This window comes from Clostridium sp. AT4 (assembly GCF_001517625.2).
Classification (GTDB): domain Bacteria; phylum Bacillota; class Clostridia; order Lachnospirales; family Lachnospiraceae; genus Enterocloster.
Map to the genome: position 1 here is coordinate 922984 of NZ_LN999828.1, position 13778 is coordinate 936761.

General features: G+C 48.4%; 12 protein-coding genes. 9 read left to right on the top strand and 3 right to left on the bottom strand.

Annotated elements, in window-relative coordinates; all coding sequences use genetic code 11:
- Positions 1-3: 3 nt before the first annotated feature.
- Both BN3656_RS10560 and BN3656_RS10565 read left to right on the top strand, forming a co-directional pair.
- The gene (locus tag BN3656_RS10560; protein WP_066547702.1) at positions 4-999 is read left to right on the top strand and encodes a hypothetical protein; all 996 of its coding nucleotides are present in this window, start codon (positions 4-6) and stop codon (positions 997-999) included.
- A gap of 5 nt (positions 1000-1004) precedes the next feature.
- Positions 1005-1226: a hypothetical protein gene (locus tag BN3656_RS10565; RefSeq protein ID WP_066547705.1), complete on the top strand. Its 222-nt coding sequence runs from the start codon at positions 1005-1007 to the stop codon at positions 1224-1226.
- A 7-nt stretch (positions 1227-1233) separates the two neighbouring features.
- Here the strand turns inward: BN3656_RS10565 and BN3656_RS10570 are convergent, their stop codons facing one another.
- Entirely contained in the window at positions 1234-1701 is a 468-nt protein-coding gene (locus tag BN3656_RS10570) for a CYTH domain-containing protein (protein WP_066547709.1), read from the bottom strand.
- A gap of 132 nt (positions 1702-1833) precedes the next feature.
- Between BN3656_RS10570 and BN3656_RS10575 the strand changes: the two genes are divergently transcribed.
- From BN3656_RS10575 to yihA, 6 genes are all read left to right on the top strand, one after another.
- On the top strand, positions 1834-2391 hold the full coding sequence (locus BN3656_RS10575; protein ID WP_066547711.1) for a DJ-1 family glyoxalase III: 558 nt from the start codon (positions 1834-1836) through the stop codon (positions 2389-2391).
- 129 nt (positions 2392-2520) lie between these two features.
- A complete protein-coding gene (gene tig, locus BN3656_RS10580; protein WP_066547714.1) occupies positions 2521-3807 on the top strand; it encodes a trigger factor in 1287 nt (428 codons plus the stop codon).
- Positions 3808-3932: 125 nt separating this feature from the next.
- Positions 3933-4514 carry an ATP-dependent Clp endopeptidase proteolytic subunit ClpP gene (clpP, locus tag BN3656_RS10585; RefSeq protein ID WP_066547717.1) on the top strand — a complete coding sequence of 194 codons (582 nt, stop codon included), beginning with the start codon at positions 3933-3935 and terminating at the stop codon, positions 4512-4514.
- Between the two features lie 34 nt (positions 4515-4548).
- Entirely contained in the window at positions 4549-5859 is a 1311-nt protein-coding gene (gene clpX, locus BN3656_RS10590) for an ATP-dependent Clp protease ATP-binding subunit ClpX (protein ID WP_066547721.1), read from the top strand.
- 104 nt (positions 5860-5963) lie between these two features.
- Positions 5964-8279 (top strand): endopeptidase La, encoded by a 2316-nt coding sequence (gene lon, locus BN3656_RS10595; protein WP_066547724.1) that lies wholly within the window; start codon positions 5964-5966, stop codon positions 8277-8279.
- On the top strand, positions 8276-8872 hold the full coding sequence (gene yihA / locus BN3656_RS10600; protein WP_066547727.1) for a ribosome biogenesis GTP-binding protein YihA/YsxC: 597 nt from the start codon (positions 8276-8278) through the stop codon (positions 8870-8872). The genes lon and yihA overlap by 4 nt, the downstream gene beginning before the upstream one ends.
- Positions 8873-8919: 47 nt before the next feature.
- Here yihA and BN3656_RS10605 read toward each other — a convergent pair whose 3' ends face one another.
- Entirely contained in the window at positions 8920-9471 is a 552-nt protein-coding gene (locus BN3656_RS10605; protein WP_066547731.1) for a Uma2 family endonuclease, read from the bottom strand.
- Positions 9472-9509: 38 nt separating this feature from the next.
- Positions 9510-10028 (bottom strand): DUF4364 family protein, encoded by a 519-nt coding sequence (locus BN3656_RS10610; RefSeq protein WP_066547736.1) that lies wholly within the window; start codon positions 10026-10028, stop codon positions 9510-9512.
- A 167-nt stretch (positions 10029-10195) separates the two neighbouring features.
- Between BN3656_RS10610 and BN3656_RS10615 the strand changes: the two genes are divergently transcribed.
- The gene (locus BN3656_RS10615) at positions 10196-13774 is read left to right on the top strand and encodes a DUF5717 family protein (protein WP_066547737.1); all 3579 of its coding nucleotides are present in this window, start codon (positions 10196-10198) and stop codon (positions 13772-13774) included.
- Positions 13775-13778 lie beyond the last annotated feature (4 nt).

Sequence of the window (13778 nt, forward strand, 5' to 3'; positions counted from 1 at the left end):
GTCATGACAGCTAAAAAAATTAATGTAAAAGATTTTCTTATCAATAATGGAATTATCGTTGTTCTTGTACTGCTGGCTATTTACACAAGTATTATGCAGCCTACATTCGCAACGCCTGATAACTTTATAAACATTGCTTTGAACGTAGCTCCCCGTTTCATCATTGCCTGCGGTGTGTCGGGCTGTCTGATTACAAAGGGTACCGACCTTTCAGCAGGACGTATGGTAGGTCTTGCGGCATGTATTGCAGGTACGCTTTTGCAGAAGCCGGATTACAGCGGAAAGTTCTGGGAAGGACTTCCAAATTTTGGCGCATGGTGGGTTGCAGCAGTTCTTTTAATCTGTGTTGTTGTCTGCGGTTTATTTGGCCTGATAAACGGTCTGGTTGTTTCCTTCTTACAGGTTCCCGCATTTATCGGAACTCTGGGTATGCAGCTGATCGTATACGGTGTCTGCCTGGTATATACGGATGCAACCCCAATCGGCGGCTACCGTCCGGATTACACCATCATCGCAAAGGGTAAATTCTTTGGAATCCCCTATCTGTTCCTCATTGCTTTAGTTGTGGGCCTCATTATGTGGTTCGTATACAATAAGATGCCTCATGGAAAATATATGTATGCCATCGGCGGAAATGAGCAGGCAGCAGAGGTTTCCGGTGTTAATACCAAAAAGACAAAGATCATCATTTACATCACAGCAGCAGCTTTATACGCATTAGGCGGATTCCTGGTAGGCGCCAAGTCCGGCGGTTCCTCTGTAAATATGGGACAGGGCTGGGAACTGGAGGCCATCGCAGCATGTACCATCGGCGGTGTATCTGTAAACGGCGGTATCGGACGTATTTCCGGCGTACTGATCGGTGTGCTTGTATTTGAGATCTTAAAGACCTGTCTGCAGTATCTGGGCGTTGATACAAACTACCAGTATATTGCACAGGGTATCGTTATCGTAGTGGCAATTGCCCTGGATATCAGAAAGTACATTGCAAAGAAGTAATTTACATGGAAGAAAAGACAGGGAAGAGAATAGAAGCTGAAGAATTAAATCAGCTGAAGGAAGAAAACAGGAAGCTTCGGGAGGAGAATGAACGGCTCCGGAAGCTTCCGCTCAAGGAACGTCTGTATGACCATGTGCACGTTTCTGTAAAGACCATGGATCGAATTATCTTCGGCCTGTGTGTGCTGTTTGTGATTGTGGTTGTAGCAGGTATGCTTAAAGGCTGAAAACGGTTTACGCCTTTGCAGCCTGTGACAGCCGGCTGTTCTGATACAGTCCCGAGAAGGTGACGTCCTCACCGAACCAGTCCGGCGGCGTAAAGGAAGCTGCTTCTTCCAAAGTAGGAAATTCTACCTCGGCTAAAATCAGTCCCTGGTAGTATCCTTGGAAGATGTCCAGTTCAATGGTGAGACCGGTTTGGCCCTCCAGGGGAAGAAGCCAGCGTACTTTTGTGAGAACCAGGCCGTCAGCTTTTTTTAAAAGATGTTCATAGGACTCCTTTGTGAGCGGAAGATTATACTCTTCCCTTGCAAGGAGTCCTTTTCCCTTGTAGGTGAGATAATAGGAATCATCCTCCCGGCGTATGCGCACGACAGGATCGGTGCACAGATAAGCCTGCTCAATGGCATGGCAGGGAAAGGCCCGGTAGTTTTTCGGAAGATCCTCTAACCGGGCGATTTTGTATTTGCGTTCGATTTCCATTCAATAACCTCCTTTGTGAGATTTACCTATTTTTCATTTTATTTTACGCAGACTATCATATCATTTATCTCTTTTCAGGGAAAGGGAGAAATGATAAAATAATGTCCATATAAGATAAAGGGAGAATATATTATGTCAAAGGTTTTTGCATTTGTGGCAGACGGACTGGAAGAAGTAGAGTGTCTTGCAGTGGTGGATGTTTTGAGGCGTTCCGGCGTGGATACAGAACTGGTATCGGTGATGGGCCGGAAAGACATTACCGGCGCTCACGGAATCCACTTTCAGGCAGACGTTCTTTTTGAAGAGGTAAATACGGATGAGGCGGACGTACTGTTTCTTCCGGGAGGGATGCCCGGAACCAGCAACTTAAAAGCACATGAGGGATTGTCTGAAGCCATCTGCCGTGCTAATAAGCAGGGCAGGAGGCTGGCGGCCATCTGCGCGGCTCCCAGTATCCTGGGAGAGATGGATCTGTTAAAAGGACGGACTGCCACCTGTTATCCCGGCTTTGAAGACATGCTTCACGGGGCTTCCCATACGTTGCAGGGCGTAGTGACAGACGGAAATATCACTACAGCCAGAGGACTTGGCTATGCGCTGGATCTGGGCCTGGAACTGGTACGCCTTCTTTTAGGATCCCAGCATGCTGCCGGCCTTAGGGCTGCGATCCAGTACAATCAGGCAAAATAGACGGATCTGCTTAACTTTTTCAAAAAATACTAGCCTTTTTCCCGTCTCCATGATATAATGCTACATTGAAGTGTAGCGCCCTCATGGTTATGGGCGAATCACATATATTTTAAGGAGGAACCCGTAATAATGAGTGTACAGGTAGAAAAGTTAGAGAAAAATATGGCTAAGCTGACCGTTGAAGTCAGCGCAGAAGATTTTAAGGCTGCGATCAAGAAGGCTTACAACAAGACAAAGAACCGTTTTGCAATCCCCGGCTTCCGTAAGGGCAAGGCTTCTCAGGCTGTGATCGAGAAGATGTACGGTGAGGCTGTATTCTATGAGGATGCTGCTGACGAAGCGATCAACTCTACCTATGCTGAGGCTATGAAGGAGAGCGGACTGGATATCGTTTCCAGACCGGAGATCACAGTAGAGCAGATTGGTAAGGATCAGGCATTCATCTACAGCGCATTAGTTGCTGTTAAGCCGGAAGTTACCTTAGGCGAGTACAAGGGCGTTGAGGTTGAGAAGGCAGACGCTGCTGTAACTGCTGAGGATGTTGAGGCAGAGCTTAAGAGAGTACAGGAGCAGAATGCAAGACTGTTGACTGTTGAGGATCGTCCGGTAGCTGACGGCGACCAGACTGTCATCGACTTTGAGGGCTTTGTAGACGGCAAGGGCTTTGAGGGCGGAAAGGCTGAGGATTATCCTTTAACCATTGGTTCTCATTCCTTCATCGATACCTTTGAGGAGCAGCTCATCGGCAAGAACATCGGTGAGGAGTGCGAAGTAAACGTTACCTTCCCAACTGAGTACCATGCAGCAGAGCTGGCAGGAAAGCCTGCTATGTTCAAGGTAACTGTAAAGGAGATCAAGGTAAAAGAGCTTCCTGCCCTGGATGATGAGTTCGCATCTGAGGTTTCCGAGTTTGATACTCTGGATGAGTACAAGCAGGATATCGAGAAGAAGCTCCAGGAGAGAAAAGAGAAGGCAGCCGCTTCCCAGAATGAAGACCGCGTAGTTGCAAAGGTAGTTGAGAATGCTTCCATGGAGATTCCGGAGAAGATGATCGACGCTCAGGTTGACAACATGCTTCGGGAAACTGCACAGCGTATGCAGAGCCAGGGTCTGTCCATGGATCTGTACATGAAGTACACAGGCATGACTGCAGATCAGATGAAGGATCAGATGCGTCCTGAGGCTGTAAAGCGCATCCAGACCAGACTGGTTCTTGAGGCAGTTGTAAAGGCTGAGAACATCGAGACTTCTGAGGAGAAGTTAGATGAGGAGATCGCAAAGATGGCTGAGGCCTACAAGATGGAGGCTGACAAACTTAAGAGCTACATGACGGACAGCGATAAGGACCAGATGAAGCAGGACCTTGCAGTTCAGGCAGCAGTTGATCTGTTAGTATCCGAGGCTAAGCTGGTTTAATCCACACAGGATGGCAGGGGGATCCCTTCTTTCGTGTGTCTGAAAGGCGCAGGAAAGGGAGGATCTCCCTGGTTTCATTTTGAAAATAAGTGTTTTATTATACAGAATTACAGGAGGATGGTTACATGAGTTTAGTACCCTATGTCATTGAACAGACCAGCAGGGGAGAGCGTTCCTACGATATCTACTCCAGGCTGTTAAAGGAGCGTATCATATTCCTGGGCGAAGAGGTAAATGATACTTCCGCAAGCATTATTGTGGCTCAGCTTCTGTTTCTGGAGGCGGAGGATCCTTCCAAGGATATCCACCTTTATATCAACAGCCCCGGCGGTTCCGTATCCGCAGGCTTTGCTATTTATGACACCATGAAATACATCAAATGCGATGTGTCTACGATCTGCATCGGCATGGCAGCCAGCATGGGTGCATTCCTTCTTGCAGGAGGAACAAAGGGCAAGCGCTTTGCTCTTCCCAATTCCGAGATCATGATCCATCAGCCCTCCGGCGGAGCCAGAGGCCAGGCGACAGAGATCAAGATTGTAGCTGAAAATATTTTAAAGACCAAGAAAAAGTTAAATGAGATCCTGGCAGCCAATACAGGCAGATCCATTGAGGAGATCGAGCGGGATACGGAGCGCGACAACTATATGTCTGCTGAGGAAGCAAAGGCATACGGCCTGATCGATGAGATCCTCACACATCATTGAGAAGAGTTAGGAGATAGGAAAGGGTAGGTATAGTATGCCAGTTAGACCAGATGACACGATCCGCTGTTCCTTCTGTGGAAGGACGCAGGATCAGGTACGCAAGATGATTGCCGGAACGGGCGACAGTAATGTATATATTTGTGACGAGTGTATTGAACTGTGCTCTGAGATTCTGGAGGAGGAGTTAGAGGGAGATGCAGAGGAGGCTTCTGTCTTAAATGATATCCATCTGTTAAAGCCAAAGGAGATCAAGGCATTTCTGGATGAGTATGTGATTGGACAGGAGGCGGCAAAGAAGGTTCTTTCTGTTGCCGTGTACAATCACTACAAGCGCGTCACCTCCTGCAGGCATATGGATGTGGATGTGCAGAAGAGCAATATCCTGATGATCGGCCCCACGGGCTCCGGTAAAACCTATCTTGCACAGACCCTTGCGAAGATTTTGAATGTCCCCTTTGCCATTGCAGATGCTACGGCCCTCACAGAGGCAGGATATGTAGGCGAGGACGTGGAAAATATTCTCTTAAAGCTGATCCAGGCGGCTGATTACGATGTAAACCGTGCGGAGTACGGCATTATTTACATTGATGAGATCGACAAGATCACCAAAAAGGCAGAAAATGTTTCCATTACCCGCGACGTGTCCGGCGAAGGCGTACAGCAGGCGCTTCTTAAAATCCTGGAGGGAACCGTTGCCAGCGTTCCGCCTCAGGGAGGTAGAAAGCATCCTCATCAGGAGCTGATCCAGATCGACACCACCAATATCCTCTTTATCTGCGGCGGCGCCTTTGACGGTCTGGAAAAGATCGTGGAACAGCGCATCAGCGCTGGCTCTATCGGCTTTAATGCTGAGGTGGTAAACCGCAATGAGATGGATATTGATGAGCTTCTGCGCAAGGTAGAGCCTCAGGATCTGACAAAATTCGGCCTGATCCCTGAGTTTATCGGTCGTGTGCCGGTAGAGGTATCTTTAGAGCAGCTGACAAAGGAAGCTATGGTGCGCATCCTGTCTGAGCCGAAGAATGCTCTGACAAAGCAGTACCAGAAGCTGTTCGAACTTGACAACGTAAAGCTTGAGTTTACCAAAGAAGCATTGGAGGAGATTGCCAGACTGGCGGTAGAGCGCAAGATCGGAGCCAGAGGACTGCGTTCCATTTTGGAAAGCGCAATCATGGATCTGATGTATGAGATTCCTTCCGATGATTCCATTGGTATCTGCACCATTACAAAGGCTGTGATCGATAAAACAGGGGAGCCGGAGTTTGTATACAGAGATATGCAGCCGGCAGCCAGAAAGCCTTTATCCGAACGGATCAGAGGAGGAAGAAACGGGGAGATCGCTTAAGGCGTACCGTTGATCGATGAAAATTAGCAAGAACATTTCAGACCGCTGCAAACCAGATTCCTGCATTTGCAGCGGCCTTTTTAAAGATACGAGGTGACAAACAGATGGAAGAACGAGTGATAACCATGCCGGTAGTGGCCTTAAGAGGACTTACCATTCTTCCGGGAATGGTACAGCATTTTGATGTAAACAGGCCCAGGTCCGTAGCGGCGGTGGAAAAGGCCATGATCGGAGATCAGAAGCTGTTTTTAGTCAGCCAGAGGCATCCGGAAATTCCGGATCCTGAGCTTAAGGATTTATACCAGGTAGGTACCATTGGAGTCGTAAAGCAGCTGGTGAAGCTGCCGGGAAAGACAGTGCGGGTGCTGGTAGAAGGGCTTGAGCGTGCGGAGCTTCTTGATTTTGATTCGCAGGAGCCCTGTCTGATCGGAGAGATCAGTTCCATGGAGCCGGAGCAGGAGGATGCAGATGACCTGGCAAAGGAAGCCATGGTGCGGATCATCCGGGAAAAACTGGAGGAGTATGGAACCGTAAACTTAAGGGCAGCCAAGGAAAACCTGCCGTCCCTTCTTCTGATCAACGACCTGTCTGAGCTGTTGGATCAGATTGCGATCCAGCTTCCCTGGGATTATACGGTGCGCCAGAATGTGCTTGAGTGCACCCTGCTTTCCGCCCGCTATGAGACCGTGCTTCAGACGTTGCTTACCGAGATGGAGGTTTACCGGATCAAAAAAGATTTTCAGGAAAAGGTAAAGGCAGATATCGATAAGAATCAGAAGGAATACATCCTCAGAGAGCAGATGAAGATCATCCGTCAGGAGCTGGGAGAGGATACTTCCCTGTCAGATGCAGATGATTATCAGGAAAAGGCAGAGAAGTTAGAGGCAGAAAAGGAAGTAAAGGAAAAGCTTTTAAAGGAAATCGGACGCTTCCGCACCATGCCCACGGGAAGCCAGGAGACAAATGTGCTGCGGACCTATATTGAAACCCTTTTAGAACTTCCCTGGAAAAAAATGTCAAAAGATAATGATGATATCCTTCATGCCCAGGAAGTGCTTAATGAAGATCATTACGGCCTGGAAAAGGTAAAGGAGCGTATTCTGGAGTATCTGGCTGTGCGCAGCCTTACAAAGAAGGGCACCAGTCCCATTATCTGTTTGGTAGGCCCGCCCGGAACGGGAAAAACATCTATTGCCAGATCCGTAGCCAGAGCGCTGAATAAAAAGTATGTGCGCATCAGTCTGGGCGGCGTCCGGGATGAGGCTGAGATCCGGGGACATCGGAAAACCTATGTTGGCGCTATGCCCGGCCGTCTGGCAGAGGGACTGCGTCAGGCGGGAGTGAGCAATCCGCTGATGCTTCTTGATGAGATTGATAAGGTAAGCAGCGATTATAAGGGCGATACCTCATCGGCTCTTTTAGAGGTCTTAGACGGCGAACAGAATGTGCGGTTCAGGGATCACTACATAGAGGTTCCCATTGATTTATCCCAGGTTCTTTTTATTGCCACGGCCAACACAACCCAGACCATTCCAGGGCCTCTTCTTGACCGTATGGAGGTCATAGAGGTAAACAGCTATACGGAAAATGAGAAGTTCCACATTGCAAAGGATTATCTGGTAGGAAAGCAGAGAGAGAGAAGCGGACTGACAGAGGAACAGATCGTATTTTCTGATAAGAGTTTGGAAAAGATTATCCACAATTATACCAGAGAGGCCGGAGTGAGAAACTTAGAGCGCCGGATCGGAGACGTGTGCCGTAAGGCCGCCAGAGGGTATCTGGAGGATAAAAAGCACAGCCGTATCCGTATCACGGAAAGCAATCTGGAAAAATATCTGGGAAAGGAAAAGATTACCTTTGAGGATGCAAATGAGGAGGACGAGGTGGGAATCGTACGGGGACTGGCCTGGACAAGCGCCGGAGGCGATACTCTTCAGATCGAAGTCAATGTGATGCCTGGAAAGGGAAATCTTTTAATGACCGGACAGCTGGGAGATGTAATGAAAGAATCCGCTCAGACGGCTCTTACCTATGTGCGTTCTATCTGTCCGGAATACGGGCTGGCAGACGATTATTTTGAAAAACATGACCTGCATATCCATATCCCGGAGGGTGCTGTGCCAAAGGACGGCCCATCAGCAGGCATTACCATGGCGACAGCCATGCTGTCTGCTGTGACAGGAAAGAAGGTTCTTGCAAAAGTGGCCATGACCGGTGAGATTACCTTAAGAGGCCGGGTACTGCCTATCGGAGGCTTAAAGGAAAAAATCCTGGCAGCCAAGATGGCCCATATTAAGAAGGTTCTTGTGCCGGAGAAAAACAGGCCGGATATCGGAGAACTTTCTAAGGAGATCACAAAGGGACTGGAAATCGTATTTGTTAAAAACATGGAAGCAGTGGTAAAGGAGGCATTTGCATGATTATTAAATCCGTAGATCTGGAAACCGTATGCGGCGTCACCAGCCGGCTGCCGGAAAATACGCTGCCGGAATTTGCCTTTGCAGGCAAATCCAATGTGGGCAAATCTTCCCTGATCAATGCCCTGATGAACCGCAAGTCCTATGCCAGAACCTCGTCCCAGCCGGGAAAGACGCAGACCATCAATTTTTACAACATCAATCAGGCGCTGTACTATGTGGATCTGCCCGGATACGGCTACGCAAAGGTTTCTCTGGAGGCCAAGGCAAAGTGGGGAAAGATGATCGAGCGGTATCTGCAGAAATCCCCTATGCTGAAACTGGTGTTTCTGCTGGTGGATATCCGTCACGAGCCCTCTGCCAATGACAAGATGATGTACGACTGGGTGGTGAGCAACGGCTACCATCCGGTGATCATCGCCACCAAGCTGGACAAGCTCAAACGCAGCCAGGTGCCAAAGGCCGTAAAGACCATCCGCACAGGGCTGGGAATGGAGAAAGAAGATATCCTGATTCCTTTTTCTGCTGAGACAAAGCAGGGGAGAGAGGAGATATGGGAATTGATTGAGAAAGTGGCGTTGGGAACAGAAGAATAAAGAAAAAGGGACTCCCCGGCTATATCCATTCAGCCGGGGAGCCCTTTTTACAACAGCTTACTGATATTAATACAAAGATCCGAATAAATGCCCACCCTGATATCACTCTCAAAGGGAAAGATAACAGGGGCAAATTCGGCGGGATCCTGATCGTAGAGGTGAACAGTTGTACATTTTTTGACCGGGTCAACGATCCAATATTCACGGACGCCGGAATTTAAGTACAGGACGGGTTTTTGAACATAATCCATCCTCCGGCTGCTGGGGGATACGATCTCGATGATAAGATCCGGAGCACCGGAGCATCCACGGTCTGTCAGCTTGTCAGGATCGCAGATGACAGAAAGATCCGGCTCTACCCAGTTTTTGTCCTCGCAGTCCAGATTGACAGCAAAGGGGGCGGCATAGATCTGGCAGTTTCCCCGATGTTCCTCAATGTATGTTCCAATGGTGATATACAGCTGTCCGGATATTCTCTGATGGATCCGGCTGGGAGGAGCCATGTTATAGAGCTGTCCGTCAATTAACTCTGCCCGGGTATTTTCTGGCAGATTCCAGTAATCATCCGATGTATAAAGTCTGGGTTTTAACAAAGGCATAAAATGGTTCCTTTCTGAAAACGAAATTTCCGTTTATGTTACGACAGTAGCGTATGCATAATATGGAAATAGATTTCCTGGCTTTTAGAGCGCCAGGCGCTGCACATATCCTCGGCCTGATCCTTGTCCGGAACGGACAGATCCAGACGGATCAGGACGGCTTTGTTTTCCCGTACCTCGCAGTGAACGATATAGTCCTGATTGGTGCCTTTATAGAAATCAGCCGTGGTTCCTACCTCTTCACGGAGTCGGAATTTATTTTCCTTTAAATACTGATCCATGTCCTCCACAATGGCCGGGGATATATTTTTGCCGAAAAAGTTTAAGGTTTCTTCCCCCTCCTTTGTAATCTCATAGCGTGTGCTGCTGTGGCTGGCTTCCTTATGGATCAGTCCTGCTTCCTCCAGTTCATTTAGGGCCTGCTGAAGGGTAAAATAGGTAGTATATTCGTGCTCCGTAAAAAAGCTGGTCAGCTGGGCGTTGTTTAAGGGGAAGTTCACCTGCTTTAACATATACAGATTCATCAGTTTATATAGGGTCATAGGCTCAGTCAGCATATCGCGCACTCCATTGAATAAAATTGTTGCAATTCTTACTGTCTATCATACCAAGTTTAAGGGGGTAAATCAAGCTGTAGTGCAGATTTCTCTTTTAAATTATATGAAAATGTGTTATCATGAAACGTAAGCAAAAAGCATAAGAGGAAGACACAGGTGGTAGGTGTATGAGAGAACGGATCAACCGTTTGGCCAGAGGCATCGTTGACGGCGGTGTTCCGGGGCTGATGATAAAGCCTGAGCGTCTGGAAGGCTCTTTTGGGGCAGGCCAGACGGTAAAGGGCGAATTTCTTGTGCAGAGTACGAATGATCTGTACATAAAAGGACTGGTCTATTCCAGCAATGAGAGAGTACGGGCTGTAAATGAGGCTTTTGGAGGCCTTCGCAGCCATATTATATATGAGGTCGACACCCGCTGTATGGAAGATGGAGACGAAATCAAGGGATCTTTTTACCTGGTCACCAATGGAGGTGAGAGGGAGATTCCTTATTCTTTGCGCATTCAGACGGGAACCGGAGGGGAGGAACTGGCATCTTTAAAGACGGCCAGAGACTTTGCAAACCTTGCGCGGAAAAATACAGAGCTGGCTTTGCGTCTGTTTGAGTATCAGGATTTTATACAGGCACCCTTTATGCAGGAACCGGAAGCCAGAAGCATTTACGAAGGCCTGCGGGGAAGAAACGGAAGGAAAAATCTGCTGGAAGAATTTCTGGTGGCTCTTCATGTAAAGGAGCCGGTGAGGATCAGCACAGACACATCGCCCAGATGCTACAGGGATCTGGAAGAGGAGAAGGAAGACTTTATTGAGCTGGCGCTCAGCGGATGGGGATATAAAGAGGCCGTGCTTCAGGCAGAGGGGGCATTTATTTCTCTGGAAACGTCTTCTGTGACAGACCGGGATTTTACGGAAAACCGCTGCCAGATCCCTTATCGGATTTTACCAGATGCTCTTCACGGAGGAAAGAACATGGGGCGGATCGTGATCCGTACCCCCCGCCGGGAGTTTGTGATCCCTATTGAGGCCGAGAGAAGGAAACGCCGGGATCCATACAGGGAAACGGCAGAGGATAAAAAAGGATTTCTGGAATATATACAGAAGCGGCTCCTCTATGAACTTGCTGCTTCTACGGACAGAGAATGGGAGGAGGAGCTGCTCCAGGAAACAGAAAAGCTTCGCATTCTTTATCCAAAGGATGGCAGGGTGCGTCTTCTCAGGGCAGAGCATCTGATGCTTTCCGGACGCAGGGATACAGCGCAGGCGGCTCTTGAAGAGGTGCGGGAGGAAGTCCTGAAGGAACAGGAAAAGATGCCGTGGCTGTACTGTTATTATGAATATCTGTGTCTTTTATTAAATCCCTCAGAAAGCAGAAAGGAAGAACTGATACGTTATATAAGGAAGCTTCTCTGGGAAAAGGGCAGTCCATCCCCATGGCTGCTGCTCCTTTTGATCCGTACCGATGAGACCTGTCTTCAGAATCCTCTGGATCTGTACCGTTCTATGGAAATGCTCTTTGCCAACGGGTGCAGAAGCCCGTTCCTTTACGGAAGAGCCTGCCGTCTGCTTACAGAACATCCGGTACTGTTTTTAAAGCTGGGTGCATTTGAACTTCAGGTGCTTCAGCTTGGGATCCGGGAAGGGCTTTTAGACAGGGAGACAGTTTTAAAGGCAGCAGATTTTATTTCCGCACAGAAATATTACAGAAAGCCCGTGTGGAGACTGGCAAAACAGCTCTATGAGGCATATCCGGAGCGGAAACTTTTAGAGGCGGTCTGCGGTTTGCTGATCCGTGGGGAACAAAAGACCGGAGAGGCGTTTTTATGGTATGAAAAGGCTCAGGAGGCTCATATCAACATTACAAGGCTGTATGAGTATTTCCTTTATTCCCTGCCGAATGACTATAACCGTCTGCTGCCGAAAGAGGTGCTTTTATATTTCTCTTATGATAAGACTCTGGACCGGGAGCATCGGTGCATTCTTTACAGGAATATCCTGCTGTACATGAATCCCTCGTCTGAGCTTTATCAGTCATACATCAGGGAAATGGAGCAGTTTGCCATGGAGCAGCTCTTTGCCCTGCGGATCGACAGCCGGCTGGCGGTGATCTATGAGCATATGATCTACCAGGATATGATTGATGAGCGGGCGGCAAAGGTCCTGCCTGCCATCCTTTGTTCCCGGCGCATTATTTGTGAGGAGCCCGGAATGAAGTATGTGGTCGTCCGCTGTGAAGAGCTGCAGGATGAGGAAACATATGCTCTGGAAAAGGGAGAGGCATACGTTCCGGCCCGTTCCGGCCATATGATCTTAATGTTCCAGGATGCCTATGGAAACCGGTATCTGGATGTGAAGCACAGAAAATATCCTGTAATGGATAAAAAGGAACTGCTGGACCGGTGCGCTAAACTGGCTCCGGATCATCCCATGCTGCTTTTAAGGGCCTGCTGTCAGGTGATGGGAGAAGGAATCCATACTCTTCAGGAGGCTCATATGTTAGATGAGGCAGCGCATCTTCTCCGGTTAAATCCTGTGTTTGAGACCAGACTGAGGGAACAGGTAGTGGAATTTTACTGTCGTATGGAAGAGGATGACAGGGAGGACAAAAACAGTGCAAACTGTGCCTGTCTGGTTCAGATGGATAAGGAGGATTTAAGCGAAAAGGCAAGAAAGCGGATCTGTGAGACCCTGATCGGACAGGATTTTCTCAGGGAAGCTTATGATATGATTTGCAGGTTTAAGATCACAGATATCGATGTACAGCTTCTTTCCAGACTGTGCAGCCGGATGATCTTACAGCAGCTTTTTGATCAGGATGACTGGCTTTTATCTTTTTCCTATCGTGTATTTGAAGCAGGAAAGGCAGATAGTGTGGTTTTGGATTACCTTTGCGAGCATTTTAACGGAACGGTGTCTCAGATGTACGGGATCCTGATCCGGGGCGTGCAGGAGCATATCGAAACCTATGATCTGGAGGAACGGCTGCTGGCTCAGATGTTGTTTACCGGCTGCTGCGACCGCATAGATTCTGTATTTGATCTGTATATGAGCCGCAAAAAGACCAGAGAAAGTATTGTGAAGGCTTATTTTACAGAAAAATGCGCCCAGTATTTTCTGGAAGGAAAGGAAATGGATCCCAAGGTATTTGACTACCTGAAAAAAGCCGCCAGGATGAGCCTTAACAGAGAAAAGCTTCCTACGCTGTATCTGCTTTCCCTGACCAAATATTTTGCAGGGATCCCTGAAATCAGTCCGGAAGATAAAGAGCTGCTTTTATTTATGACACGTCTCCTTTTGGAGCAGAGACTCATATTTCCGTATACCAGAGACCTGTCCCGCCATATTCCTGTTCCGGAGGATATCCTGGATAAGACCATGGTGGAGTACCATGGTGACAGGGATCGGGCGCCCTGGATGGAAGTCCGTTTGCTGCCGGAAGAAACCTCTTTTCACCGGGAGGAAATGCGGAGGGTTTACCAGGGAATTTATGTAAAGGAAATGGTGCTTTTCGAGGGAGAGACGTTAGAGTACCAGATTTATGAAAGAGGGAGCCGGGGAAGGGTTCTGACAGCCGAGGGAAGGCTTACCTGCGACCATAAGCTGGATGGGAGGGAAAACAGCCGTTTTGCCTGCTTAAACCGCATGGGAGCAGCATTAAAAGAGAAAAATGAGGAAAAGCTTGCTGGTGCCATGGAGGACTATCTGAAACGGTCCGCCGTGCTGGGAAGCCTGTTTCCGGTGAAAGAATAGATGG

Bases quoted from the DNA above. Each gene is read 5' to 3' on its own strand.
- BN3656_RS10560 (WP_066547702.1), top strand. From the start codon at position 4: ATGACAGCTAAAAAAATTAATGTAAAAGATTTTCTTATCAATAATGGA.
- BN3656_RS10565 (WP_066547705.1), top strand. From the start codon at position 1,005: ATGGAAGAAAAGACAGGGAAGAGAATAGAAGCTGAAGAATTAAATCAG.
- BN3656_RS10570 (WP_066547709.1), bottom strand. From the start codon at position 1,701: ATGGAAATCGAACGCAAATACAAAATCGCCCGGTTAGAGGATCTTCCG.
- BN3656_RS10575 (WP_066547711.1), top strand. From the start codon at position 1,834: ATGTCAAAGGTTTTTGCATTTGTGGCAGACGGACTGGAAGAAGTAGAG.
- tig (WP_066547714.1), top strand. From the start codon at position 2,521: ATGAGTGTACAGGTAGAAAAGTTAGAGAAAAATATGGCTAAGCTGACC.
- clpP (WP_066547717.1), top strand. From the start codon at position 3,933: ATGAGTTTAGTACCCTATGTCATTGAACAGACCAGCAGGGGAGAGCGT.
- clpX (WP_066547721.1), top strand. From the start codon at position 4,549: ATGCCAGTTAGACCAGATGACACGATCCGCTGTTCCTTCTGTGGAAGG.
- lon (WP_066547724.1), top strand. From the start codon at position 5,964: ATGGAAGAACGAGTGATAACCATGCCGGTAGTGGCCTTAAGAGGACTT.
- yihA (WP_066547727.1), top strand. From the start codon at position 8,276: ATGATTATTAAATCCGTAGATCTGGAAACCGTATGCGGCGTCACCAGC.
- BN3656_RS10605 (WP_066547731.1), bottom strand. From the start codon at position 9,471: ATGCCTTTGTTAAAACCCAGACTTTATACATCGGATGATTACTGGAAT.
- BN3656_RS10610 (WP_066547736.1), bottom strand. From the start codon at position 10,028: ATGCTGACTGAGCCTATGACCCTATATAAACTGATGAATCTGTATATG.
- BN3656_RS10615 (WP_066547737.1), top strand. From the start codon at position 10,196: ATGAGAGAACGGATCAACCGTTTGGCCAGAGGCATCGTTGACGGCGGT.